The organism is Alistipes sp. i18-0019-D1, from assembly GCF_042852885.1.
In the GTDB taxonomy this organism is placed as follows: Bacteria; Bacteroidota; Bacteroidia; order Bacteroidales; family Rikenellaceae; genus Alistipes.
On the sequence record NZ_AP031424.1, the window covers coordinates 1,339,625 to 1,366,440 of the forward strand.

A 26,816-nucleotide genomic window follows, 5' to 3' on the forward strand; every position below is an offset into this window, starting at 1 on the left:
TTCAGGATTGAATGAATAACAATGAGTTCCTATAGGTCTGTAATGTATTGCATCCGTTGTAGTCGCTGTAACGGATGACGGCAGTGAGGATGACCACCCGGTCTTTGAGCGACTGGATCTCGGTGTGGTGTTCCATGTAATAGTCGTTCCAGCATACACATTCCGCCAGACGGTTGTTCTGGGAGAGTGTCAGCTTGGCGAAACGCTTCCGGCTTCCCGTCTCCCTGTCCTTGTAGGTATGTTCGGTTACATCCACCACCGTGGCGCAGACAGTCGCACGCCTGCCGTCGTTCTCGTCCCGTGCCACCTCGTCCAGGGTCAGGTAAGAGGCTTTTCCCTTGACCTGCCTGCGGGCTTCCGAATTGTTGAAGATGCGGCGATAATCGATGCTGCCTATGCCCGACACGGCAATCTGCTGCTGCGACCAGAAGAAATGCCGCCCGCGCATGTCCTGCGGGAAGTCTTTTTCAGAAAGGGAGAATCCCAGTTCCCGTGCTGCGCGTTCGAGCAGCGCGCAGCGTTCGGTAACCGCCCCGACTTTTTCGATACGGTCGAAGCATCCGGCAAGGATCATGTGCTTGACATGCCGGGCGTTCACGGGGACTTTCACGGCCTCTTCCGCGTTGTCGGGGTCGTCCCAGTAACTGTATTTCTTGAGTTTGTAACGGAATATGCGGTGGATGAAGTTCTCGATACCGGTATATGCCCCGCCCCGGTCGCGTTCCGTGACGATGTATTCCACTGTCTTGACACCGACCTGTTTGATACGGGTAAGCGACCAGAAGATTTCATCGGTGGCATAGTCGGTGAAGAACTCCGTCCCGGAGCGGTTGATGTCCGGCGGCACGATCTTGGCCGACGAGCAGCGTTCCATCTCCGCCATCAACGAAGGAATCTCCTTGTCGTCCGCCCATTGCAATGCCACCGTGTAGAATGCCGAGGGGTAATTGGCCTTGAGCCATGCCCCGCAATAGGCTGTAAGGGCGTATGCCGCGGCATGGGAACGGTTGAACGAATATTTCCCGGCTACCTCTATCTTGTGCCAGATTTCCTCCGCCTCATAGTCCGGGCATCCGTTCCCGACGGCTCCGGCAATGAAATCCGCCTTCAGCGTGGCCATCAGGTCGGCTTTCTTCTTTCCTATGGCCTTGCGCAGATAGTCGGTCTTCCCGAGGTCGAATCCCCCGAGCGTATGAGCAACGGACATGAACTGCTCCTGGTAGACCATGATTCCGAAAGTGTTCTTCGTTGCTTCATAACAGCCGTAGTTATAGACCGGGGCCACTTCGCCACGCCTGAAACGGACATAATCATCGGTGGCACCGATGTCGAGTGTGGCGGGACGGTACAGGGCATTGATGGCGATCAGGTCCTCGATACACTCCGGCTGTACATCCTGGATAAACCGGGTAATGCCCGGCGAAGAGAACTGGAACACATTCTGCGTGTTGCCGTCCGAGAGCAGTCGGTAGGTCTTCCCGTCTTCCAGCATATCCTGCGTAATACGCCCGATAGTAAGTTCCTGCCCGAAATTCCGGTTGACCAACGCGATGACGGCACTCAGTTTGGCAAGTTCCTTTGTCGCCAGCACATCCTCCTTCAACAATCCGATCTCATCGACCGAATAGCCGTCGAACTCCGATACCAGTGCCCCGTCCATCTTACGGACCGGCAGGAAATCGAAGCATTCGGCGGGCCTGCCGTCCCGCGTGTCCGGTGTGACAACGATGGCCGAGGCGTGTATGGAGGCCGCTTTGGGCTGTCCGAGCAATCCTTGCACGTCCTCGATGACCAGCGGATAGGTCTGGATAAAGTCCCGAAGTTTTCTGTTGAAGGCAGCCTGTCTGAACAGTCCTGTCCAGTCCGTGCCGTCATCTATCATGGCGGTAATATAGTTCACGATGGAGTGAGGCACGCGGTGTACGCGTGCCACGTCCTTCAAGGCGGCTTTCAGTTTCATCGTGGTAAAGGTGCCGGCGGAAAAGACACGCTGGCGGCCGTCCGCGTTGTACCGTTCTTCCAGGTAATCCTTGATCTCCTGCCGCCGGTCGGAGGCATAGTCGACATCTATGTCCGGCAGCGAAGCGTGGCCGCCTTCTGTCAGTCCTTTGTCCACAAAGGCATCCATGACCGTCAGCGGTCCGTCTGCTTTCCTGATTCTTATATGTGTTACTTTCATCTGATATATTTCTTGTATCGTATTATCGCGCTTACCGTCTGGCGGCTGACACCGTACTGTTTTGCCAGGCTGTTCTGGGAAGCCTGGCCGGAGGAATACCTCACCCGTATCTCTTCCGCCTGCCCGTTGGTCAGTTTGGCGTTCACGCTTTTCTCGCCGTAATCCCGTTTGAGGCCACCCGCTATGGCATGTTCCATATTCCGCTGGTGCGTACACATTTCCAGGTTATCCGCACGGTTGTTGTCGCGGTTCCCGTCGATATGGTTCACCTCCAGTCCCGGATTCCAGTCGGGCAGGAAGTGCTGTGCCACCAGACGGTGCACGGAGAACTTCTTTCCGACACCGCCCTTGTAGAGTCGGACACAGTCATAGAGCGAAGTCGTCCCACACCAATGACACATGATACGTTCGGGTTGTGTCCAGGTGATACCGTCATGCGAAACTTGCCGTTCCAGACTCTTGACACGCCCGAGGTTGCTGATCTTGTACTTTCCTTCATAGTTCTTGATATCCACCCAGATTTCCCGGGTGTCAGCCATGGGTTATACGGTTTAGTGCTGTCTGAAAAATTCCCAGGTCTATCTCCACGCCGATGAACCGGCGTCCCGTATTCCGGCAGGCCACGGCTGTACTGCCGCTGCCCATCGCAAAGTCGAGGACGATGTCTCCTTCGTCGGTGTAGGTGCGTATCAGGTATTCCAGCAGGGCGACAGGTTTCTGTGTCGCGTGCAGGCAGGAGAGCTGCTTGTCCGTCTTGAATTTCAGCACACTGCGCGGATAGCGTTCCGTGGATATGTAATCCCGGAAATTATCGTGCTTCCGGTATATCTCGCCGGCATCGCATTTCCGCTGGTGTTCGGCCATCACGACCTTGCGCTTGTGCCCGTCCGTCTTGATCGGATGATACTTCGGCAACCTGTCGTAAAAGACCAGAATGTCCTCGTGCGCCTTCATCGGCATACGCCTGGCGTTTAGGAAGCCTGTCGCCTGCGTCTTCTCCCATACCCAGGCATACCGCAGCCTGCGGAGATTGGAGCTGCCCAGCAGGCTCGTAAAAGGATGCTGGCAGAACAGCAGTACGGGAGTGTCAGGTCTGGATATGCCCTGTACAGCATTCCACATCCCGGGGATGTCTATCACAGCGTCCCATCGACAATGTGTCGTACCGTATGGAGGGTCTGACAATACCATGTCGGCAGTGATGCCTTCTTCAGCCAGCAGGGGCAGCACATCGAGTGCATCGCCCCGGTAAAGGTCGCAACCGTCATAGGGACGGTGGTGTTCGTAGGTCGGATTCATGGGTTTCGAGTTCCTTTAGGTTCCACAAGCAATCTCGGCGGTCAAAAAGGATTTCGTCGCCACACATCAATTCATCTGCGTATATCGTCCGCTCTTCTCCGTTACGGATTACCCGCATCCGGGCATCCGTGCACAGACGGTAAGTCTTGCCTTCAGATTCCATCTCCACATAGCGTTCGCCCTTGCCGAGTGTGATGTCCGGGGCAAGCACCGTCAGTTCGTCTTTCCAGCTGAGCCCGCAGCGTTCCGGCACGAGGAAGCGCGAGAAGATAAGGTCGTATTTCAGCGGGTCGATGGAGGTTATGCCAAGCAAGTAGGAAACCAGCGAGCCCCCGGCGGAACCGCGACCTATACCAGTTGCGATGCCTCTCCGGTGCGCCTCCCGCACCATATCCCACTGCACCAGGAAATAGTCCACATTGTCGGTCGATTCAATGATATAGACTTCCTCGTCCAGCCGTTCCCGATAGCGTTCCCGCTCCGGTTCCGGCACTTTCCGGTCCAGCCCGTCGTCAAGCAGTCGGAGGAACATCGTACGGCGGTCACCATACCGTTCCCGCTCTTCCGGTCGCATACGGTATTCCGGCATGAACATTCGCCCGGTCTCGAATGAGGCGTCCGCACGTCCGGCAATCTCCACCGTGGGACGGCACATGCGCCTGAACAGGGAATCGAAGTCCCATTGCCCGGAGAACAGAGGACGGAGCGTGTCATACAATTCATCCGCTGTCTTGAAATACTGGTCATCGCTCTGTTCATGGGCGGCTCCCGTGGCAATCTTGTTCACCACGATTCTGTACCCTGCATCGTCCTTGTCCATGTAGTAGCAGTCCGGAATCAGGACTGGTTCTACTGTAAATGAATCCGTGTCGGCATCATAACAGTTGCCGAAATAATATTTCAGGGCTTCTAGTTGCTCCCTGTCGATGCGGTCCGCCTTGTATTCGTTGGCGTCGACCTGGTAATAGACCGCTTCGGCACCTTTCCGGATACGCTTCACCTGTTTGGGGTGTCCGGCCATCCAGTAGACGGAACGGATGGCGAAAACCACCACACAACCTGCGGCATACATCAGCAGCTGTTCATAGCGGAGGGTGTTGTCTTCCGAATCGACCATGACGGCCCGTTGGATGCGCAGCAGATTATGCAGCCCCTCGTTATCCAAGGCATAAATCTTCAGCCCGACACGTTCTTCTTCGTGCATCATTGTCAGCGAGTAGCCGAATATATGTTTCAGCCCGGTATTGGCGCACTCCTTCTGAAGGTTCAGCGTGGCGGCCATTGTATTGCGGTCGCAGATGCCGACAGCCGTATGCCCGAGCCATTTCGCCTTGCGGCACAAATCTTCCGGCGAGCAGCAGGCGTTCAGCAGCTCGTAGGAGGTATGGATGCCGAGGTTCACGAAAGGTACATCATGTACCGGAGGCTTGGGCCGGCCGATATATTTCAGCAGGTTGAAACGGAATTCTTCCCGCAGGTCATAGTAGTACCAGTTCCTGCCGAACGGGAAGGCCACATGGAAGATTCCTTCTTCCATCAGCACATCCGGACTTTCCATCAGGTTGAACACGAGCTTGTCCCCGTCGCCGCGGAAGATGGATTCCACTCCCGACAGGTCGGCCGTGAAAAGCCGCCCGAAGCCGGGAATATCCACCACTTCCGTATCGACCGGGATATAGGTTATCCGTTGTGCATCGAGCCATGAGAAAAGTTCCTGTATCATCTTTCCTGTACTTTTTTGAGTTTGTATTCAAGGACGGACAGCAGGCGGCAGGCGAAAATCCCGTAGATTTCCGCTTCCGTGAGTTCGTCCCAGTCTTTGGCGGCATCAGCAATGTCCGCGATGAAAACCTCGAAATAGGGTTTCAGCCGTTCAGCCGTCCGCTTTACCGACTCGACGGCATCACCATCGTAACCGATGACTACGGTTCTGACGCCTTTCGATTGCAGCTTGTAGATCTGTACATCGGATATTTTCTTTCCGAAAGTGGCCACGGCTGCGACATGGGAATTGTCATAGAGTTCGAGTCTGCGGGTCAGGGCGATGACATCGAAAATACCTTCCGCGAGGATGACCGTATCGGTTTCATCCATACGGACGGCATCGTAGTTATAAAGGAGTCTGGAAAAGTCGTTTTCCGTGGAGTTCCGGTAACGCAGGATCTTGTACCCGCCGCTATGTCTGGTCTTGCGGTTGTGGGCGTCTATATCCTCTTTCGGCCAGGTATGGCGGGAGACATAGCCGACAACCGTACAGTCATCGATGACCGGAAAGACGACATAGTCCGCGTAGCGCGGATTGAGCCTGCCGGTTATCCCGACCGGGAAATACTCGTAATCGTCGAAACAGAAGCCGCGCCGCTGCAAATACGGATGCCGGAAAGTGCGCTTGTAAAAGTCCGGCAATTCGACCGGCACCAGTTCGTCGTCTATTTCTTCCGCCTCGTCCTTCTCCAGCAGGTGCAGGTTCAACGGTGCGGCAATGTCAGCTGTCTGCAAAACCATCAGGTCCATGCGACCGATAGCCGCCAGAAGTTGCTCCAATGTACGGGTGGATGCCCCGCAGGAGAAGCAGTGGGCCATGAAAGGCCGGCGGTGGGCAGTCGCCTTGCCGATGTAGATACCGAACTTACCGCCCGACTTTCCGCAGAACGGGCAGCGCGGAACGATAAGGTTCTTACCGCTCCCGTCCCGTTTGGCACCCGTCTCGCGGGTTATCTCCGAAACCAGATATTGATATTCCTGTACCGACAGTTCCATATTAAGGTATAGTCGTGACCGCTACAGGTTGGTTTGAAATGTTTGGAAAAAGAATCCGGATTAGCCCAATAAAAATAGACCGGCAGAATCATGGAAGGTCTTTCCACCCAAAGGAAAAGAGAAATTGTCTTCCCGGCTGGACAAAAAATGACTGCTTTTGTCTAATCGATAAAACAATATATAAATAAGGAGATTGATAATCAGCATTGGCTGATTATCAGGTGTAGAGATGTACTTTTCTAAAATGATCACTCTCTACATAAAAAAAGCGTATTTTTTGTGCAGTACAATAAACATACTGAATGAAAAGTATCGTTTTCCAATTACTACAAATAACGGATTTGTATTTGCGAGGTCATTCGAACTTTCCTCGAACAAAGGTCGTATGATATCTCGAACGCCAAGACCCGTGAGCGGAAACTGAAAGCCTTGGAGGCGGCAGAGGAATTGAAATGTGAAAACCTGCTGTTGATAACATGGGGAACGGACGATATGGCGGAATACAAAGGGCATACAATAAAAATCGTATCTGTCCGGAATTGGTTTTACGCATGTAAGCTGCCATATATTCTCAACATTCCAGTCGTTACAAGTCAAAAAGCCACCGACACGCCGCATCCGGATCGATGGCTTTTTATTCCCTGTTCAGATTCAGTGTCCTCTGCCCGTCATAGAACACCTCATTGTCGTAGTCGGTGGCAATCCTGATAGTGTCTCCTTTCTTGAAGAACCGGCTTTTGGCCACGTGCAGGCGCATAACGTTCTCCTTTCTTTCTGCCGATGACTGGTTGAGCGAAACAAGGTGCGTGCACGGGCGGGCCAGACCTTTGGCCTCCGAACAGTTGTACTCGGTCAGCACGTTCCGCTCGTCATTCAGCCACTCCCGGTCTTCGATGGTAGACTGGTAAGTCACCACCATCCATACCTTTTCGTCCGCCGCCAGGTCCTTCAGGTCATTAGCCACCGCGATACGCTTCGCCCGTTCATGGTCGGCTCCCCATGAACGGCGGTTGGCATCCGTCAGCAAGTCCATCGAATCCACAATCACGATGTCCGGATTATATCCTTTGAGCTTCCTGTATTCCGAAATGCCGTTCTTGATGTCGAGTGTCGAGACCTGGGCATTGAAACGCGGGTAACTGCGCACCGTGATGCTTCCGGCATACGAGGCGACCAGTTTTTCCAGATGTCTCATCTCCGTATCCGAAATCTTTCCCCGCTCGTAATAGTAGGCGTTCCTGGAAATCAGTCCGCCGGAATAGGCGTTCAACGCCTCTTCTTCCGAACCTTCCAGCTGGAAATGCAGCACATGCAGCCCGTCATCGATGTCCGCCCTGACACCGATCCATTTGGCGATGTGCGACTTTCCCACGCCTGTGCTGGCCAGGAAACAGGTCAGCTGACCTCGCAGGTTACGTCCGGCATTGAGCGCATCCAGATACGGGATGTAGAAGCGGGACACACGAGGGGCGGCCGAGCGTTCCTCTTCCTCCTCGCGCCGGCGGTTCCTCTCGAAACGCTCCTTGAAAGTCGCGGCCACATCGACGAACGAGGAACTCTTCAGCGTGAACCCTGCCAGCCACTCGGCATATTCCCGAAGAGTCTTCTCCGCCTTGTCCTGTTTGTTCTCGTTATACAGTTTCCCGACCTCCGCATAGACCGACTGCAACCGGACCCCCTTGATGTAGGACTCCAGCATGTCGGTCATCACCTCGGCACTCTGTCCCTCGTCATACTCCCGGAAAGTGTCTATCAGCTCGATGGCGTCGTAATCCTCATGGAAGGTCTGTGCCAGCACGGCATACGACGGCGGTGTCTTGTATGTCTTGAAGTGTACGGCTATCGCCTCCTGTACCTGCTGGAACGAACGGTCCGGCAGGTATTCCTTACGCATATGCCGGGCTAGGACAGCACACAACGGTTCCTGTCTGAGCGCCGTGGCATAGAGTTCATACAGGAACTCGGCACTGAGCGGATTGACGGCACTCATGGCTTCGCCTCCTTTTTCCGCCACGCCTCACAGCGGATACGGTACAGTTCCGGATAGCGCGCCTGTGTCCTTCTGCGGCATGGCTCCGCTTTCGCACATTTTGAGCATGACGGGGAGAAAGGCGTCCACATCAGCGTGGAGAGCGCACAGACGAGATATCCCGCTTCGGTGGAGAGCAGTCGCCGCTTGGTCGTCTCCTCGTATTCCGGATAAATAAAACGCCCGAACGGATGGCTGCGGCGGTCTTCCACTGCCCGCGCCAAATCATGCCGTGACAGCCCGAAACTCTTCAGCCACCGGTCCTCCCGGTAGCGGCGTTCCTTTCCCGAGCGGAGATAGCGGCCGATGGCTTTCTTTCCGAATGAATGGGAGACGTTCCATTTCCTGCGATACGCGGTATCATATCCGGAAATGGCATATGTCTGGCAGATACAGAAGTCGGACAGGCGTTCCGCACTGACGGAGACGACCTCCCGGCACAAGCCGTCGAAACACATCCCGAGCTGCCTGTCCGACTTGCCGCCGGTAGGGAACACAAAATCCGCCCACACCGTGGTGCGGACCAGCCGTGTAAAGAGCCTCCGGCATCCGTCAATCCATTCTTTTCTCTCCATCGCGTGTCAATAGTTTGCGCAGCTGCGTCTTGGCTAGGAAGATGCGGCTTTTTACCGTTTCTACGTTCCTGGTCTGCAAAGTACCGTTGTTATAGGTGATTTCCATGATTTCCCCGAGTTTGTAACCAGCCTGCTGCAAGAGCAGGGCTTCCCGGTAAATCGGTTTGAGCCGGTCCAGTGCCCAGAGGATGTCATCGTTATAGAACTCGCGGTAGTTGTCCATCCCCATGCTGTTTCCCGACGGTTCGTCCTCATCCGACAGCGAAGAGGATATTTCCGAAATGTCGATATTGTCGTCCGGGGGCATGCGGTTCCTGTTGCGGTTGTTCAGGTCCGCCACAAGCCGTTTGGTCACGGCATAGATCCAGGTCTTTACCGGACGGGCCGGGTCATAACTGTCCATATACTTGAAGAAGTTGGCCAACGCCTCGAGGTAGTTGTCCTCGATGTCCTCCTGGTTATAGGTATATTTGATACAAATGCTGTATATCAGATTCTTGTGCGGCATCACATATTTTCTGAGAAGTTCCGCCCTCTGTCTCGCGGATTCGTCTTCAGGCTGGAGAACCGCAATAAACACATCTTTCTTTTCCACGTTTCCACTGACTGAAAAGGTTGATAATGAATCTCATGTCCTAATCTGTCAGCTACCGTGAGCGTCAATTGAAAAAACGGGCGGCAGCATTACCGCCGCCCGGAAAAAATCCAAACCGTTGTCGGCTTGTCACAGCCTGTGCCTGCGGATGTAATAGTAGAAGAGGTGGCAGGCATCCGCCGCATTGTCATCCACCGGGACAATACCGTATCTGTCCTTGCAGGCCGCGACCATCTGCGTCTTGGTGGCGTGTCCGTCTCCCGTCGCCCATTTCTTGAGGACAGCCGGGTTGACGAACTCCGGTTCCGGGATATCCAGTTCATCGCACACTTCGAGCAGGATACCCCTGAGTTCCGAGAGCCGCCGCATGTCGTAGAAATGGCGGTTCACGCTCACATCCTCGGCCACGACGCGGCGGATGCCGTAACGACGGAGCAGCGAGAGCAGCGTAGTCCTGAAAGCGCCGTGCATCTTGTTGCCGTTGCGCCGTTTGCTTTCGGTGAAGTTCCATGTCCCGGCCTCATGCAGGGAGAAGTATCCGGTATGCGTGGCGATGTCCAGCGCCAGTACCTGCTCCCGGGTCAGTACGCTATTCTCCGAGTCTCGATTCGCCATTCTCTTTCACGATTACCAGTTTATGCGGATAGCCTTCAGCCACATTCCCGTGCGAGACTACCAGCACGGTACCGCCGAGCGAGTTCAGCGCCTCGAACATGGAGGCCAGCCCCGCTTCATCGACCGCCTCGAGTATCTCGTCCAGCACGAGCAGATCCAGTCCCTTGTCCCCGTCGCAGTTGCTGTTCACGAGTTTCTGCATGGCAAGGATGGTCGCCAAATTCACACGGGCGGCTTCGCCTGCCGAAAACTTGCCGAACGAGCCGCAGTCCATGCCGTCGCGCAGCAGTGAGATGGAGATTTTCTCCCTTACCTTACCACTCTTGAGGACGGTATACCCGTCGAAGCGGATACGGATGTCGCTGCCGATGTCTTGCAGGAACTCGTTGGTGATACGGCTGAGCGCCTCGATTTTCGTGTTGGCCAGATAGGTCTTGAACTGCACGAACCGTTCCCGCTGTATCTCCAGGGCACGGACCCGGGCATCGACGGCCGTCTTGCGCCCTGCCGCCTCGTTGGACTTCCCGCGCGTTTCACGGAGAGTGTCCTTGAGCGATTGTATGAGGTCGGGTGAAGCCGCCTCATCCAGCTCCCGGATCGTGGCCTGCAAAGTGTCGATGGCGCAGGCCGCAGCCTGTATATCTTCCTTGCCTACCCGTATGCCGCGGTTCAGTGCGGCATTGCGCTCGTCTATGAATCCGAACACCTCGTCGAATACCTTGCGGCGGACACCTTCGATTTCACTTTGCAGGGCGGTAATTTCGGAAGCGATGCGTTTATGCCCGCTTTCCACCTCTTCCACGTGGCGGGTGGCATTCCTGATGGCCCGTTCGTGCCCGGCCAGCTGCTCCTCCCATCCGGTGCGTCTGCCTTCCAATATCCGGCGCTCATGGTTCAGCCGGTTCTGCTGCAACTCCACGGCATCCGTCTCCTCCTGCTTCTCATCGATACGGCCGTTGATTTCCGTGAGCTGCCGTTGACGGAGCTTCAGTTCCTTCATGCCGGCCTCGATGTCGAACTGTGGTTCTGCCACCAGAAACTCATGCCCGCAGAAAGGACAGGTGATGGAGCCGGCCAGTTTGTTCGAGAGGCCGTCAATACCGGCAGAAACGATACGCCGTTTATGACGCAGTTCCTCGATGCTGCCGGACAGGTCGCGCAGACGGATGTCGATTTCCCGCAGTCTCTCCGCAGTCGTATCGGACTGATCCCTGTATGCCTCACAGAATGCGGCATACTCCTTCTTGAACTGTTCCCAGCCGTCAGTCCTGTTTTTCAGTTCCTGTTCCGCCTGCTTCAAGACGGCATCGCAATCCTTCAGCCGCTCTGTGGCGGTCTGTAACCGTCCTTTCTTTTCGGCAATGACCTTGTCCCAGTCCGTCTGCCGGGCATCGGGAAAGAGGGACATCATTTCCGCTATCTTTTCCAGACATGCTTCCAATGCGGTATCTCCGGCTTCCAGTTCCTGCAAAGCCTCGTCCGCCCGCTGCACTCCGGCAAGCTGTTCCTCAAGCCTGTCCACGTTCTCGTGCCCGGTACGGATCTGCTCCCTCTTGGCCGCTATGGCCGTTTCCAGTCCCATGATACGTTCCACACGGGTACGCCCCCGCTCGGCTCCGGCTTCCTCCTCCTTGCGTATCTGCTCCTGTAACATCCCGATACGCCCGTCCAACCCGGCCAGTTCCAGTTCCACCTGCCGTTTCTTTTCAGAGAGCGGCACGATGTCTTCCTCCACTTTGGCGATGGCTTCATCCACCAGGATACCGTTGGAAAAGCGGTTGATGACCTCTTTCTTCTCCTTGTCCGATGACGAGAGGAAATCCTCATACCGGTATTTGGAAAGGATGAAATTGTTGAGCAGCTCGTCGCGTGTGATACCCAGTTTGTCAAGAATATACCGGTTATAGGCATCCACCGAAGGCTGTACCGCTTCATCGGTTACCACCTGCTTGCCGCCACGGTAAAGCGTACAGCTGACAGAGGAAGCCCCCTTGCGCGGGATACGGCGGTTGACGAGCAGTTCCTCGGCGGCGGAATCGTTGATGAAACGCAAAGCGATACGGCATTCTTCCGCTGCATCGTTGATAATCTCCTCCGAGCGTATCTTTCTAAGCGGGCTGCCCGTGATACCCACGGCAATGCATTCCAACAGGGCAGACTTGCCGGCCCCGTTCGACTGCTGGGACTCATTGTCCCGGTTATCGCCGAAAATCAATGTCGTCACGCCTTGCCGCAGCATGTAGGACAGCGAACGGAAGGCGCAGAGATTTTCGGCTTCTATCGTCTTTAATTTCCACATGATCTGTTTTCTATTCTAGATAAATACTCCAATCCCATCGACACATCCTCGATCTGTTTCTCCCGGCAGAAGTCCTCGTAGGTTTCCCGGATGCGGCGGCTGTCGAATTTCTCGAAGAGCGAAGAGGATACCGCCTCCGGCAGCTGCTCGTCATCGGCAACCAGTTCTACCTTCGCCGCTCCGGCTTCCAGCAAGGCGGCTTTGTCCACCGATTTCATCGCGGCGGCAGGTGCATGGACACGCACCTTGACCTTGTAGCGACCATCGGCCTCCATTTCACGCAGCTCGTCCATCAGGTGCAACCCGGCACGTTCCGCCGGCATATCCATGACACGGTACCGCATGTTCACGCGGTTCTTGACAAACTCGTACGTGCCGTCCGTATACAGCACCGTGTATCCTTTCTCCTCGTCCTCCCCGAAGTTATGCTGGCGCGAGGAACCGATATATTCGATTCCCGTCCCCGGAATGACGGTACGGTTGTGGTAATGGCCGACAAAGACCTTGTCGAAAGGAGAGAATATCCTGGCAGGCAGTTCCTTTTCCGAAGGCTGTGCCAATGCCCCGTTGATACCCTCATGGATGTAGAGGAAGTGCTCCGGTTCTCCGGAAAGCGCTTCCGCAGCCAATCGTCCGAGCCTTTCGGCAAAAGAGCCGTCTTCCGGAAAATAGCTCATTACATGGAGCGCGAACTTCCATTCCGGGCGGCACAGGGTCAGGTACTCATCCACGACAGTCACATTCGGATGCCGGTCGAAGACATGACAATATCCGCGCAGGGATTCCTGGTTCACCTTGTCGTGGTTCCCTTCCGCCAGCGTGACATGAATGTCATGGTCCGCGGCGGATACAAGCATATCCCTGACGGCCAGCAGGACATCGAGTGTCTGGGCGGCACGGGAAAAGAACAGGTCTCCTCCGACAACCACTTCCCGGATATCCCGTTCCCTGCAAATTCCCATGGCCTCCTGCCAGTTGGCCTGGAATGCAGGGATGTTGTCTTTCGAGATGTGGATGTCATTCAATAACAAAAGGCAGGGTTTGTTCTCTTTCATACTAAGTGATTGTGATTAGGACGGGAGGCCCGGATGCCTCCCGTCGGATTAGAATTCAAGAACTTGTGAAAGGCTTATCTGCGGTGGCGGGGACGCCCGGCACGCTCTTCCGTTTCCTCCGGCTGCTCTTCTTCCTCCCCGGGGACATCCTCCGGTTCGTCACTGGGCTTCGGACCCTCCATCTCGCTTTCGATCAGGTCGAGTAGTTCCCGGTTGCTCGTGGAGCGTGTGACACGCACGGAGAGCCCTTCCTGCTCGATGTAGCCGCGGATCATCGCACGCAGCTCCTGGCCTTCCTCGGTCTTCTCACCGAGTTCCTGCCGCTGAAGCTCGTCATAACGTTCGAAAAGGTCGTCCAGCGAGATGCCTCCGCCTTCACGCCCGTTTTCTCTGTTATCTTTCGTACGGCGGTCGAACGAGAACGCGGATATATCCTCCTTGGGCAGTTCACCGTCCAGCGTGTCGATGACCGTCTTCATTTCATCCGTCTCCATGAGCGACATGCCGTAGATACCGTCGCACTGTTTGAGGAACTCGACGGTGGCTCCCAGATGATAACGGGTGTAGCGGTAGATGATTTCCGGGATACGCGGCGCACCCATCAGGGCGGTCAGCTCCTCCTTGGTCAACGGTACCGGTTCCGATTCGTTGTCAATGGAAATGACATACTCGGTCTTGGCTCCGTTCTTGCGCTTTTCAATCTCCACCGGATAGGCGTCATACACCGAGGAAATCGGGCACGGGTAAGACGGATTCTTGGCCAGTTTCTTGCTCCACAGCTTGAACTTCCTCTCATCCAGATCCTTGAACTGGGCATGGGAAAGGGTCATCATCTGCACGCCTTTGGCTCGTTCACCCAGGTCGAATACATAGAGACAGTGGCCGTAACTGTATTTCAGACCGCCTCCGAACGAGCCCCCGGCAATCTTTTCCGCCAGTTTGTCGTCCCCGTCCTCTTTTGCGGCTTCGACGGCCATGCGGCGGTAAGTCTCGATGGGATCAACGCTATATCCGGCATCGGTAGCGCGGGTGACAGTGACATACATCTTCTGGGGCTTGTTCCCCGTAGCGGGTTTCTCCAGCTCCAGAAGCAGCTGGTGGACGGGATACTCATAGCCCGGACGTGTCGGCGAGCCGTCCGGATTGGGAGCGATGGGCAGGATACGGAGACGGTAAGTCCCGAACTTGTCCATGCGGAAGAACTCCGTACGGGCGAACGCCCTGTTCTCCTCCTGGGCACGCAACTGTGCCTCCTGATAAGATTCCTGAACGCCGAGGAACATTTCCTCGACAGACATGCCTTCCATGCCGTTGTTCTTTTCTTCTTCTTGCATAAACGCTTTGTTTTATGGATTTAAAAATGCCCGAAGAATGCGACACGGTATACCCGCATCGCAAAGAAACTGGTAACAGGACGGACGGGTTCGGTTGCACCGTCCGCGTTCAACTGATAAAATTGGGAGAGGATGTCTCGCTGACCGTATCCCGAAAGAGGATACTCATTTGACAATATGGAAAGGTCTTGCAGCGACCGTGGAATACAAAATTAGGCAAATTACCCGGAACAGCCATACATGTACATGAATGTTTCTCACCGGCATTGTCCTTCAGCGCATTACCGTTTCATTTTAAGAATGCTTTTAATCTCTCCGAGCAGTCTGTCGCCGCCCGGCGCGTTCCGCGCTTCGGCAAGCAGCCTCCTGCGGTTCCGGCGGATATACTCTTCTCTCTTGCGGCGGCATATGCCTTCATAGTAGGCTTTGCGCTCCGGCGTGAGCCGTTTCCCGCGCCGGCAATAGACCCCGTCCCGGCGGTACTCGTCCAGGTAGCGGCGGAACTTCGCCTTGCCGCAGGAAGGGTCTTTCGATGCCTCCGCCACCGACCGTATGACCTGCCAGTCCGGCTCGAAGGGCTGCTGCGTGGCGCATAACCTGCGGAGCAGATGATAGACTACCGGCATCTCATACCGGAGCATGAAGCCTATCCGTGTCTCGTCGAAAGGAAAGCGCTTAAGCGTCCCCTGCGGTCTTCCGTCTTCTCGCTTTCGGGGCTTCTGCTGCCGGGGAGACGGTTTCTTCTGCGGCTGCCGCCTGATTTTCTTCTGTTTCATGATGTTGCGGTTGAATGGTTTGCTGTACGGTTTCACGGACGGGAACGTTCCTGCGCTCCGCAATCCTCCGGCGGCTTTCAATATCGCCGTTTACATTGAGTTTATGTTTCATGACTATACAAAATAGGTGAAGTTGAGTTCTACATTGACATTGTACATACCGCGCTCGTAAAGCTGTATCCTGCGCGAACCGCCGTAGATGGTGAACGAGGAGCCCCGGTTGTACTTGTGGTCATCGTTCCAGTCAGCGGCGCTGCAGCGCACGCTGTATCTCGGGGGCTGTATCTTGTTCGGGATGACGGCAACGATGCCGCCCCAGTTGCTGCCGTCCCTGCGTGCGGTATTGATATACCCCTGTATGGACACGATATTCCCGATCTGGCGGATAAACAGCCCCTGGGTATCTGTTCCCGAGCCGCTGTTCTCCATGTGCATCCATCCCGTATCCGCCAGCAGGGGCTGGTATTCTTCCGCATAGGCGGCTCCGATAGCGCGGCAGGCCTGCCGTTTCGCCTCCGCTGTCGGCAAGGACAGGTCGGAAAGTTTGCCGTCCTTGCGCAGGTAGTCCTTGACGATTTCGTCTTTGGACAGCACGTCCAACTTGTTCCGCAGGAGCTGCCGGGCTTCCATGGGGGATTTTCCTTGCCCGGTCAAAAAGTCGATGTAATCCTGGAACAGGTTTTCAAGCGCGGCGAAGCGGGCGTCCGCCCCGGCCTTGGTATACAGGTTCAGGTTGGTGGCGATGGTATCCTTTTCGGAAGCGTTGTAGCCGCCCATCAGCCGCTCCGCCTTTTTCTTGAGTTCCCTGACAACCTGCGAGGTCATCACGTATCCCTCGACCTGCGCGTGCGAAATGCCGCCTTCATCTATGTAGGCGAACGAACCGGTCTTGATTTCCAGCAGTTTGTCCCTGAGTTCGGGTGTGAAGACAATGCCCTCGTAAGCGGAGTCAGTCCCGAGCTTGCCGTCCATCATCCGGTCTATCTCGGCCGTGGAATAGACTTCGAGGTTCTTGCGTGCCTTGCCCTTGTCCGGAAGGTCGGACAGGTTCGAGGTCTTGGCCAGTTTCAGCTCCCCGGTACCTTTCTTTTCGGCATCGAGGGTATCCCTGACGGCCGCCTGCCGCTTTGCTTTCAGTTCGGCGGCTTCCTCTGCCGTCAGCCCGCTGATCTCGTCCGCCGTCAGGCGCACCAGCTCCTTCAATCCTTCGGAGATTTCCAGAAATACCTCCCCGGCTTCCGCTTTGGAATAGACATCGATATTCTTCCGGGCGGCAGCCTTGTCCATGACATCGGAAAGGTTCCCGTCGGCGGAGAGTTTCATTTTCAAAGCCGCCGCGACGGTTCCCGATGTGACATAACCTTCGCCGCCCTCCGTCAGTTCTCCGGTAGTGATAGCCGCCAGTTTCTTCCTGTATTCGGTCGTGAAGTCTTCGGTAGAGAGCTGTTTGCCTTCTACCACATCCACTTTCTTTCCCATCGCCTCCGTAAAGGCCCTGACGGTCACATAGGTGTCGGACACGGATTTTCCGTTGATTTTAAGCGTACCGAGCACATCCACCGCTCCCAAAGGGGCAAGCACGATGTCGCCCAGAGCGTTCCTCAGCGCAAAACGGAAACTGTCAGCGGTGTCGAAGCCGACGGTGGCGAGCAGCGCGGCGGCACTGTCGCGCCAGGTAATCAGGTTTGTCAGCCTGGCATTGTCTTTCGTATAGGCGGTATTCTGAATATCGATACCCCGTCCGGTGCTTTGCAGGGAGAGCAGTCCGCCGACCTGCAGGGTGGCGGTACGCCCGATGACTTTCAAAACAGGTGTGGTGCAGGCTTTTCCGTCATGCACGGCAAAGTCACGGTATTTTGTTCCGCCGCCCTCCGTGCCGTGGTAATTGATACGGATACAACCCTCATCCGTCACATCCGAGGTGTTATAGATGTCGTATCCCTTGATGCGGACAGCCCCGATCCGGGCGTTTTCATTCAGCGAAGTACCGCAGGATATGCCGTCTTCCGTAACCCTGGCCAGTTCCTTGCCTTGTTTCATGAAACTGAACGTGCCGTCCGTCCGGATGACAATCTCGTTGACAAGCAGACCGTGCAGGTAGGCACCGATGGCGGCATGGCCGTCCGCCTTGACGATGCCTTTGAGCATGTAGCCGTTCCCGCCGCTGACGGAGACGGCGGTCTTGGAGCTGATTTCTTTCTGCCCGGTGAACGTTCCGGCCAGCACCAGATCCTTCTTGACGGTCTGCCGGGCAAAAGGTGTATCGAGCAGGACAGCATAGCGGCCGAAGAACTTGTCGATGAACCGGGGTGCATAGCTCTCCGTCACCTCGATGGCCGCCGGCAGTTTGTCAGTAACCGGATCGACCGTATCCGGGACAGCCTTGGCTCCGGCACAGAGATAACAGGTACGCCCGCGCTTGTTGACCTCATTGGCGTAGACCACCGATTCATGCCGGTTGATTTCGTATATATAATAGGGATAGACAGCATCGGCGCAGCCGTCGAAACGGCGTACCTTTCCGCCGAGCCAGACATAACCCGGGGAGACGCGGGGACCCTCGATCTCGCATCCGGAGATGATGAAGTCCGAGCAGCCGTCAAAAACGGCACTCATGCTGAGAGCCAGTTCCTGCAAGTTCAGGATATCGTCCGAGTAGGTATACCGTCCGCCGGTTTCCGCAATATATTCTTTCATTGTCCTGTATTCTTATTGGGGGTGTATTCGTCTTCGTCGATCTTGATCAGGTAGGTCTTGCCTGCTGTCTTATAGGTGTTCACCACATAGGAAAGCATATAGACCAGTTCCCGCGGAGGTATGGTGACGGGCGGGACGCAGACCATGAAGCTGACCTTGTTGATCAGCTTCTCTTCCGCCAGCAGGTAGAACGGACGGGGGCGTTCCGCCTCATTGTCCGTTGTAACCTGTTCCCCGTTGTACCATACGGTGAAAGGACGCTGGTATTCCGCCCCTTCGTGGTACAGGTCCACACCGACACTCGTGCTGTCCTTGATGAAGATGCGGTCCTTGCCGTCCTTGATGTATTTACCGAACCGGTAGTTCAGGAACCACTCGAAATAGATGACCTGTGAGGTCATGCGCGCCTCGATATGCCGTTCCCGTGCAAACGTACGGAACCGTTCGTTCAGGCTTTGCAAGGGATAGAGGCAGCTCTGCACGAAGAGGATGAACCGCCGTCCCGACAGGTAGTGCGGCACGAGCCGGTTCACCGAACGGTCTATGGGCAGCTTATATCTCATGGTTTTCGACTTTGAGCGTGATGGCTTCCCGGAAGGTCGGCAGTTCCGACTCCTCGTCCTTGCGCGAGGACTCTTTCAGGTAGCCCGAGGCGGTGTATGTCATGCGGCCGACACGTTGCAGGGGCTGGATTTGCCCGTCCGTATCGTGGCAAGCAATAAACACGCCCTGCTCGGGGATTGCCGTCTCGTCGATATAGACGTCTGTAACGTGTTCGGCACGGCGTATGGCATCCGTCAGGCGGGAGACATAGACCGCAGCGTCGAAGTCGATGCCCATAATGTAGTCCCGGATACGGGTCTCGATGCTGTCGTACATCTCCGCCTCGGGAACGGCACCATCGTAGAAGACCGTAAGACGCGGCACCAGCACGTCGCCTTTGGTCGAGATGACCTCGATGCGTGTGCCGGCGAATTTCAGCTTGCCGATATAGGCATTGATGGGCACCAGCTCCTCGGCGGGAATAGCTTCCAGATGTCCTTTCGTGCCGGTAGCGATTTTCAGTACCAGCTTGCTGTCGAGGTTGCTGTCGTCCGTGCTCTCCACATAGGAGACCTGCGTAATGATGCGTTTGGTCTCATCGACCTGGGCATACCCGAAAGCCAGTCCGTCCTCGCGGACGGTCAGCTCGTCGCCCTGCTGGTATTGCAGCAGCGCATTGGCGTAGTAGTCCGGCGTGCCGTTGATCCGGTTGTTGATGGCTTCCGAGATATCCACCGCGAAGACATCAAGCAGCGTCTCGAAACTGTAGATGACAGCGGCTACGGTCCATAGGATACCGTTCATGACAGACAGCTTCGAGTCGCTGGCGAACTCCGTCAGTTCCAGCCGCCGGTTGCGTTCCTGCACGGCTTCATTGTATATCTCCTTAATCGTCCGGCTCATTCCACTGTATAGGTTATATCGTCGATAATGAATTTCCACGCGCCACCCTCATTCCAGGCCTCCTCGTGCAGGATGACCCATACGGCTTCCATGCCCGAGGCGATACGGTAGCGCCCCGTTTCGGTATCCCGGTCCGGCTCCCGATAGGTTCCCGTCGGGGCTGTAGGTAAAATGACCGTGCAATTCCGTCGGTCGCCGTAATGTTCCACAAGGGTTGTCAGGTAATGATCTATGACTGTCGGTTTCAGTCGGGCGGCGGAGAGGTCGAGTGTCATCAGTTCCCGGCATTCGGCAAGCGGTGCAAGATCGGCCAACGCGCAATTCGACAGGTTCAGGCTGTAGGTTCCGGAAAGCAGCCGCAGGCTCTCCAAGGAGAGTGTGGCGTGCGTGAGCGTCAGCTCCTCCACCGGCAGTGTCTGCACCAGTACCAACGACCGCGGTTTGAGCCCGCTCCAGTCGATACTCCGGAAGCAGGCATCGGTAAACCAACGGATACGACGCCTGTCCCTGACTTTGTTGTCGAAGGTATGGGTGAGCAGCTGCGGCGTGTCCGCGAGGAGGACGGTCTCGGTGTCGCTGTTGTCGCCCCAGTCGATTTCCAGCTGTCCCGCACCGGAAACGGCACACTGCACGGTGATGATCCCGGCAGCGAGCGTGAGGACGACAGCAAGCGGCAAGGTGAACGTTTTGGGATAGACATGCCGTTCACCGTTAGCGGGGACGATGCCGTGCAACCCGTTATAGGCGACTACATCGGCGCGGATAACGAAATCGTCCGTGTAGACAAGTTCCCGGCCGGCAGTCAATGTCGTGGCGAAGGAGAGATCGGGGTTGTTGATGAGCAAATCCACGACTCCCTCGATGCTGCCGTACAGGTACAGGGCCACATCGTAGATATTCTGTCCGGCTACGACCCTGTACTTACCCATCGTTCTCCTCCTTTTCCTCGGTTTCTAAAAGCAGCTCTCCCGTGGCAGAATCCATATAGGCATTCTTGATGACGACCTTGTCCGACAGGAATTCCGACTGCAGTTTGGCGGCAAGACCGTTGTTTTCCAGACTCGAATGCAGGTAGTCGACGAGGCCGACACCTGTCGTAGAATGTTGGTAGAGATTTCCGGCTGAAGCTTTCAGCAGAAACGTCTCGTTCTGGGCTTTGGCGGCTCCTATTTCGAAGTCGGTCTCTGAGCCGCTGTACACGGCAAGGTAACCGTCCCGTGACAGCAGGTTGTAGACTCCCTTCTCATTGAGGGAGAAAAATGCGGCCAGGGCGATATCGGCCGTGCCGGCTTCCGTCTCCGCCACGACGGGAAACCAATGTTTGCCCGTCGCAGGATTTCTCAGGTACTCCGTGCCGCCCGAACCGCTTTCCATAACCAGACGGACCGTCAGGCGGCGCATGTCGGGCGTATAGGGAATCCTGACATGGAACCCTTTGCCGTCGTTATACGTGTACACGAAGCCGACGGGGACGGTAATCTCTCCGTAGCGGAAGGTGTCGTTGTCCGCACCCGCGACGGCATCGAGCAGGCGGAAGTCGTAGAAACTCTTGCCGGCGATATTGCCGGAAGTCTCCACCTCACCGTATTCGGCGTCCATTGTTATGTCCTGTCTTGCCATGAACGATACTTCAACAAAAAGCCCGACCATACATCAGAGTACGACCGGGCACTCTTTTCAAAAGAGTAGCGGCAGAAAGAAAGGATGGTTTACTTCTCCTGAATGAAATCGTAGATGCGCGACACGGTAGCCCACATATCGTCCGGAAGCTCCTCGTCCGAGATGCGTTCGCAGGCTTTCCGGAGATACTCCATCTCGTCCCCCGAGAACTCCACGGCAAGCGGTTTCTCCTTCTCCACATCCCATTCGATGCGCTTGTCCTCGGCATTCTCGTGAAGACCGATGGCTTTGCGCTCCTCGTCCGGAATGGCGATCTTGCGCAGAATCTCTTTTTTGAGGTTGAAGTCCTTGAAGTTGCCCCGTGCCGGCAAAAAGGACGGCAGGTAAAGGCGGTCTTTGACTGACAGTTCCATATTATTTATGCATTTTGTACGTTACTCTTTTTTATTTCGTCGATCATGGTATCGAAATCATGAAACAGGGGTGCAAGCGGCTCTCCCATAGGAATGTTGCATGAAATAACGCCTTGTTCCATGTAGATGATACCTATCTGCGGAGCGTTCCCCGAGCCATCCGTATCCTTCTTGCGGATGGAGGCGTGGACGCGGGTCAGCGCGTCATTGACGATGGAATATTCCAACTGGTAGTCGGCATTCTCCGTGCTCTCTTCGGCAACCTTGGTTACCGTTACGTTGGTGATGTTCATAATTCGCTTCTGTTTTTATTAAGTGTAGGGATATTCCCAGCAGAAAAGTTTTTAATAAGAGTGATTTAATATCTGGTAATGGAACGAGGGGTAATTGGCGCACAATACCGTAATGGAGTCTCCCTTGGCTAACGTGTAACTGGCAAGATCCCCGTTGTGGTTACGGATATTGGTGAATACAAGGCTATTCCCCCAGTTGTAGTTGTAAATTAGGGTAAATATGCAGGCGAAGTCCGACGGCAGAGTCGAGTAACCGAACATGGTGGCCACGGACGATGCCGACGGCAGGGTCACGCTGTACTTCTGGTTGGCATAAACGAAAAAGATGTTGAACTGCGAGAAATCGATCGTGTAACCGCTGCCTGTGAAATAGACATTCTTGATCTTGTTGCCGATGCAGGCAGGGGCTATAACAGAGGCATTGGACCATATTCCGTAGTTACGGTTACCGTTTTTGACATCGATATAAAGCCCGTAGTTGTTATTAAAGATGCTGTTCACCTTGTTGTTCACAATACGTCCGGTGGCACATGATCCGCCGGCGGATGCCGGTATGGTGTTGCTGCCGAACAGGACATACGAAATGGTGTCCCCCACGCGGAACAGGTCGTCGTAGATGGCAAGGCCGCCGCCTGAGCCGGTTCCTGTCGCCGTCGAGCCGATGCGCCCCTGACCGATGACGAATCCCCCGATGGTGCCGGCATTGGCGTTGATGGTGCCCGTCATCGTGACATTTCCCGAGGCGTCCCATTTGATATTCTGGTTGGCCAGATAACCCGATCCGTCATTGGCAAAGGAGATTTTCCCGCACCCGAACGTGGCGGAACCGTCCGTGTTCAGCGCCCAATAGTTTACTCCGGTGGAAGGGTTGTCGTGGTAAATATATCCTGAAGCCCCCATAACGATGCGGTGCCCCGAGGCCGGAGCCGAAGCGGTCAGGGCGCTTGTTCCGAGAATCCAGCCGCCGATCTTGCCGCTCACGGCCGTGATACCGTTCCTGTCCAGCGTGACCTTTACGCTATTGTTCGCATCCTTGACGGAGATGCTGCCGTTATAGCTGCTCCCTCCGACAGTCAGGGCGGAATCCACGATAATCTGGTTGGCGCGTACGGTTCCCGTGTAAATGCCGTTGGCATCGATGGTGGTCGTGTATTTCTCCGTGGAGGTAAGGTCGAAGACCGTGGCATAGGCCACATACCAGATGACAGGCGTATCGGAAGTCCCCTGCGTGCCGTCCACGTAGAAGAAATGGGTGCTGGAAAAATCGGCGGTGCCGCACACGACCTTGTAGACGTATTCTTTCCAGTCGCCCGTGCCGGCGTTCGACGTAAGCCACCGGTGCGAACCTCCCGTGCCGACGCTGTTCGTCGCCCAACAGAGATTTCTGCCGGCGGGGATCTTGGCGATAATGCGGGCGACGAGCACCTTGCGGTAACCGCATTTCGCCCCGAAATAGAAGCCTCCGTTGCGAGGGCTGGCACTGCCGCTGGTCTGGATTTTCAGGACATACTTGCTGTCATTGGGTGCCGTGGCATCCTGCTGCCGGGTAACGGTCACCATACCGTTCTGGGAGTTGTTGTAAACCACGACACCGTTGTTTCCGTTCCAGAAAGTCGGGTCGCGGTAGAGCATCTTCCCGAACGCCATGGCCGAAGCGAGTTCCTGCGCCGTCGTGATGCCCGTAGTCCACTGGGCGGATACGGATGCGGCAAAGGTAACCGTGCCGGCGGCATTCCATGAGATATTACCCGAGGCTATGTGCCCAGACCCGTCGTTGTTCAGACTCCATTTCGTGGAGTTGGCGATAGATCCGTCGCTGCCCAGCGAGATGTTGTTTTTCCAGATATGGTTGTGGTCGAAGGCCCACCCCGCGATACGGTTGTATACCTCCTTGCTGCCGCTTTTGGTATAGTTCACCGAGAGGCAGAAGTATTCCAGATTGTCCCATGACATCATCTGAAGACCTATGAATCCGGTCTTGACACTGTTGCCGGATGCCGCCACCTGCCCGAGGACGATATGCCCTGCATTGCTGCTCTGATACCACGTAAGGCATATACCCAGCGGCTTGTAGGCTCCCGTGTACCAGTAACCGCTGCCCGTGGAGGCGGAACGGATTTGCAACGGGATGGCACCCACAGCTCCGACGTTCCCTATGGTCATGTTGTCACTGCCGATGGAGAAACCGCCGATCTTGCCCTTCGTGAACGTGCAGCTGAGACCGTTGATGTAATCGGTATTGATAATGGACGACTTGATACCCACGGCATCGAGTTTCGAGGCGCTGATGCTGCCCGCGGCGATACGGTCTGCCGAAAGTGTTCCCGTCTTGATACTGCCGGCATCGATCGCCACGGCGTTGACCTGCGCCGCGGTAAGGGTGCCCGTGTAAATCCCTGTCGAGCCGATATAGGTCAGCGGGTGCGCCGCAAGCGTGCTGTCCGTGCTTTGCGCCAGAGCAATGAACCGATGGCGGCGGATCTCCTCCTCGACGGCAGCCGTGAGGGTGCGCGGCGCGGGGGCATAGGCTTGTGTGGAACCGCTCTGGAAGATAAGGTCGTTGCCGTAAGCGATTTGCGGAGCTGCCGGAATCGGCGAAGGACTATAACTGCTGCTCTCTATCGGCTGGTCGGAGTAGAGGTGGTACACGGCACCCGTATCGCCGCCGCCACGCAGGAAGACGGCGAACATGCAGTAGTTGCCGCACAGCTGCGCCCCGGCGAACATCCGGCAGTAGGTCTCGGAAAGGTCATAGATATCCCATGAATAGGCAATGCCACCCCAACCGCCGAAGTTGGTTTTGATAAGTACGATCAGACCTCCTTTGTGCGTGGATGTGTTCCACGAGACCGGAGCCTGCTCGGCATATCCCCGACGGACGAGAATGGTACGTTTGATGTTCTGGTCGCCACCTTTGAAAACGACTGGATAATAGGTCGCTTCGTCGCCGTTGATGATGAGTTTCTTGTAATATCGATAGCCGAAGTTCGTAACCTTGGCCGCTTCGATGTCGTTCTTCCATTGCAGCGATACGGAAGCCCCGAACGTAACGTTCCCGGCAGTGTCCCATGCAATGTTGCCCGAGGCGATCTGCCCCGAACCGTCGTTGTTCAGTTTCCATTTCGTGGAGTTGATGATCGAGCCGTCGCTGCCCAGCGACACGTTGCCCTTGCGAATGGAAGTCGTGTCGATCGTCCAGCCGGCTATGCTGTTGCTCGAACCCAGCTGTGCCACGCAGTACCCTGCACTGTCCGTGGTATAGAGCCCGAAGTCCGTGTCGCTGTTGTAGTAGAGCTGCACCCGCTGCCCGCTAGCGACACCCGAATTGGCCCCGTACACCGCGATGCGTCTGTTGCCGCTGTCTATCGAGATATGCGTGGCAGTGAGGGCCGAAGCCCCGATCATCCAGCCGCCGATTTTTCCTTTGGTGAAGGTACAGCTCAGGCCGTTGATATAGTCCGTGTTGATGATGGAGGACCTGATGCTGGCGGCATCGAGCTTCGAGGCCGCTATACTGCCTGCCGCTATGCGGTCGGCGGAGATGGTTCCTGCGGTAATCTGCGAGGCGGTGATACTGCCGGTATAGATTCCGTCGGCCGTGATCTTCGTCAGCTTGGGATAGCCGCTGCCGCCCAAAGCCGTGGTGAGGGAGCCGATAGGTGCCGTCCACAAGGCACTGACCGTCGAGGCGAACGTGACGTTGCCCGAAGCGTCCCACGCGATGTTGCCGCCCGCGACCGCTCCGGCTCCCGAGGCATCCAGCCGCCATTTATAGCCCCGGATACCGTTCGAGCCGAGCGTAATGCTACCTGCGGCAGAGGTGCAGCTCCCCACAGTGTTGTTCTTCGTACCCCGGTAAAGGGAGTCGGCATCCACCGTCCAGCCGCCGATTTTCCCTTTTGTAACGTTCAAGGTCAGAGCTTCGATGTTTCCGGCGGTAATCAAGGAGGCTTTCAACGCCGCCGTGTCGATGCGTGCCGCAGCGATAATCCCCGATGTGATCTGGGAAGCACTGATGGAAATCGTCTTAATCGTATCGGCCGAGAGTGTTCCGGTAAAGACGCCGTCCTTGTCGATGTAGGTCGCACCGACCCAGTTCAGACTCACTCCGCTGCCGAACTCGACCTTGCCTGTCGTGGCGTTATACCTGACATACTGGTCGCCATAACCCAACTGGGCGTTACCGCCGTTATCTACATAGAAGGTTTTGTAGCCATCCCTAAATCCATAGATGCCGTTTACCGCCTCTGCGGCGATCGTTCCCGAGGAGGTCTTCGTATTGAGTGTAAACGAGCCTATGGCTATCCCGGAGACGGTGCCGTCGCTGTTTTTCGTGCCCGCAAAGAGTTTGGGGGTGATGACCGTGTTGCCGTTGATGAGCGTCTTACCCGTATTCCACTCCTTGACCCAGTCGAGCATGTCGGCATCGACCCCGTCCTTGCCCGGGATACCCGCCTTGGCTTTCGACCAGACGAACGACAGATGATAGACAATACCGGAAATTGTCACGGGAATATCTATTGTTCCGTGGTCGGCGAGGGTCGTCGTACCGGCGGTGATAACGTAGGTTAAGGTCTTCGTGCCGTTATTGACGGTAACGGATGAGAATCCCGCCGGCTTACCCACCGCACCGATGGTAAAGGCCGTGAGTTCCTCGTCCCCGCACATCACCCGTACGGTCGAGGTGAGAGTGACGGACGAGAGAATCTTCCCCGTGTCATCCGCGGGGAACACGTATTCACCCAAAGACTGGGTTATGGTATACCCGTCCTTCTGGACATAGATGGTCGCCTGTCCCCGGGCGATGAGAATCTTTGCCATGAAACCTTTT

At 55.8% G+C, this 26,816-nt stretch carries 22 protein-coding genes; all 22 read right to left on the reverse strand.

The window, feature by feature from the left end; genetic code table 11:
- Window position 1: 1 nt before the first annotated feature.
- A complete protein-coding gene (locus tag ACGHP5_RS05505) occupies window positions 2-2,179 on the reverse strand; it encodes a DNA polymerase III subunit alpha (protein ID WP_117965151.1) in 2,178 nt (725 codons plus the stop codon).
- A complete protein-coding gene (locus ACGHP5_RS05510; protein ID WP_004322855.1) occupies window positions 2,176-2,718 on the reverse strand; it encodes an HNH endonuclease in 543 nt (180 codons plus the stop codon). Before ACGHP5_RS05510 ends, ACGHP5_RS05505 begins: the two co-directional genes overlap by 4 nt.
- A complete protein-coding gene (locus ACGHP5_RS05515; RefSeq protein WP_009316563.1) occupies window positions 2,711-3,478 on the reverse strand; it encodes a site-specific DNA-methyltransferase in 768 nt (255 codons plus the stop codon). Before ACGHP5_RS05515 ends, ACGHP5_RS05510 begins: the two co-directional genes overlap by 8 nt.
- Complete coding sequence (locus tag ACGHP5_RS05520; RefSeq protein ID WP_004293558.1) at window positions 3,444-5,201, reverse strand: PHP domain-containing protein; 1,758 nt, start codon at window positions 5,199-5,201, stop codon at window positions 3,444-3,446. The genes ACGHP5_RS05515 and ACGHP5_RS05520 overlap by 35 nt, the downstream gene beginning before the upstream one ends.
- Window positions 5,198-6,238: a toprim domain-containing protein gene (locus ACGHP5_RS05525; RefSeq protein WP_004293559.1), complete on the reverse strand. Its 1,041-nt coding sequence runs from the start codon at window positions 6,236-6,238 to the stop codon at window positions 5,198-5,200. Before ACGHP5_RS05525 ends, ACGHP5_RS05520 begins: the two co-directional genes overlap by 4 nt.
- A gap of 634 nt (window positions 6,239-6,872) precedes the next feature.
- Entirely contained in the window at window positions 6,873-8,228 is a 1,356-nt protein-coding gene (locus ACGHP5_RS05530) for a DnaB-like helicase C-terminal domain-containing protein (RefSeq protein ID WP_004293560.1), read from the reverse strand.
- Entirely contained in the window at window positions 8,225-8,842 is a 618-nt protein-coding gene (locus ACGHP5_RS05535; protein ID WP_008672745.1) for a hypothetical protein, read from the reverse strand. The genes ACGHP5_RS05530 and ACGHP5_RS05535 overlap by 4 nt, the downstream gene beginning before the upstream one ends.
- Complete coding sequence (locus ACGHP5_RS05540; RefSeq protein ID WP_004322848.1) at window positions 8,820-9,422, reverse strand: RNA polymerase sigma factor; 603 nt, start codon at window positions 9,420-9,422, stop codon at window positions 8,820-8,822. Before ACGHP5_RS05540 ends, ACGHP5_RS05535 begins: the two co-directional genes overlap by 23 nt.
- 144 nt (window positions 9,423-9,566) lie before the next feature.
- Window positions 9,567-10,052 carry a crossover junction endodeoxyribonuclease RuvC gene (locus ACGHP5_RS05545; protein ID WP_004293563.1) on the reverse strand — a complete coding sequence of 162 codons (486 nt, stop codon included), beginning with the start codon at window positions 10,050-10,052 and terminating at the stop codon, window positions 9,567-9,569.
- Entirely contained in the window at window positions 10,027-12,351 is a 2,325-nt protein-coding gene (locus ACGHP5_RS05550) for a hypothetical protein (RefSeq protein ID WP_004293564.1), read from the reverse strand. The genes ACGHP5_RS05545 and ACGHP5_RS05550 overlap by 26 nt, the downstream gene beginning before the upstream one ends.
- Complete coding sequence (locus ACGHP5_RS05555) at window positions 12,339-13,406, reverse strand: phosphoesterase (RefSeq protein WP_004293565.1); 1,068 nt, start codon at window positions 13,404-13,406, stop codon at window positions 12,339-12,341. The genes ACGHP5_RS05550 and ACGHP5_RS05555 overlap by 13 nt, the downstream gene beginning before the upstream one ends.
- Window positions 13,407-13,480: 74 nt before the next feature.
- Window positions 13,481-14,740: a hypothetical protein gene (locus tag ACGHP5_RS05560; RefSeq protein WP_004293566.1), complete on the reverse strand. Its 1,260-nt coding sequence runs from the start codon at window positions 14,738-14,740 to the stop codon at window positions 13,481-13,483.
- 281 nt (window positions 14,741-15,021) lie between these two features.
- On the reverse strand, window positions 15,022-15,381 hold the full coding sequence (locus ACGHP5_RS05565; protein ID WP_224241394.1) for a hypothetical protein: 360 nt from the start codon (window positions 15,379-15,381) through the stop codon (window positions 15,022-15,024).
- A 34-nt stretch (window positions 15,382-15,415) separates the two neighbouring features.
- The gene (locus tag ACGHP5_RS05570; protein WP_191835317.1) at window positions 15,416-15,628 is read right to left on the reverse strand and encodes a hypothetical protein; all 213 of its coding nucleotides are present in this window, start codon (window positions 15,626-15,628) and stop codon (window positions 15,416-15,418) included.
- Window positions 15,629-15,630: 2 nt separating this feature from the next.
- Window positions 15,631-18,213 (reverse strand): hypothetical protein, encoded by a 2,583-nt coding sequence (locus tag ACGHP5_RS05575; protein ID WP_004293569.1) that lies wholly within the window; start codon window positions 18,211-18,213, stop codon window positions 15,631-15,633.
- A complete protein-coding gene (locus ACGHP5_RS05580) occupies window positions 18,210-18,776 on the reverse strand; it encodes a hypothetical protein (RefSeq protein WP_004293571.1) in 567 nt (188 codons plus the stop codon). The genes ACGHP5_RS05575 and ACGHP5_RS05580 overlap by 4 nt, the downstream gene beginning before the upstream one ends.
- Complete coding sequence (locus ACGHP5_RS05585) at window positions 18,766-19,659, reverse strand: hypothetical protein (protein WP_004293574.1); 894 nt, start codon at window positions 19,657-19,659, stop codon at window positions 18,766-18,768. The genes ACGHP5_RS05580 and ACGHP5_RS05585 overlap by 11 nt, the downstream gene beginning before the upstream one ends.
- A complete protein-coding gene (locus ACGHP5_RS05590) occupies window positions 19,656-20,588 on the reverse strand; it encodes a hypothetical protein (RefSeq protein ID WP_004293575.1) in 933 nt (310 codons plus the stop codon). The genes ACGHP5_RS05585 and ACGHP5_RS05590 overlap by 4 nt, the downstream gene beginning before the upstream one ends.
- Window positions 20,581-21,258 (reverse strand): hypothetical protein, encoded by a 678-nt coding sequence (locus tag ACGHP5_RS05595; protein ID WP_004293576.1) that lies wholly within the window; start codon window positions 21,256-21,258, stop codon window positions 20,581-20,583. Before ACGHP5_RS05595 ends, ACGHP5_RS05590 begins: the two co-directional genes overlap by 8 nt.
- Before the next feature lie 110 nt (window positions 21,259-21,368).
- Window positions 21,369-21,692, reverse strand: coding sequence for a hypothetical protein (locus tag ACGHP5_RS05600; RefSeq protein WP_004293577.1), 324 nt, complete (start codon window positions 21,690-21,692; stop codon window positions 21,369-21,371).
- Window positions 21,693-21,697: 5 nt separating this feature from the next.
- A complete protein-coding gene (locus ACGHP5_RS05605; protein WP_004293578.1) occupies window positions 21,698-21,985 on the reverse strand; it encodes a hypothetical protein in 288 nt (95 codons plus the stop codon).
- Between the two features lie 51 nt (window positions 21,986-22,036).
- Window positions 22,037-26,806, reverse strand: a complete 4,770-nt coding sequence (locus ACGHP5_RS05610) for a hypothetical protein (RefSeq protein WP_004293579.1) — start codon at window positions 26,804-26,806, stop codon at window positions 22,037-22,039.
- Window positions 26,807-26,816 lie beyond the last annotated feature (10 nt).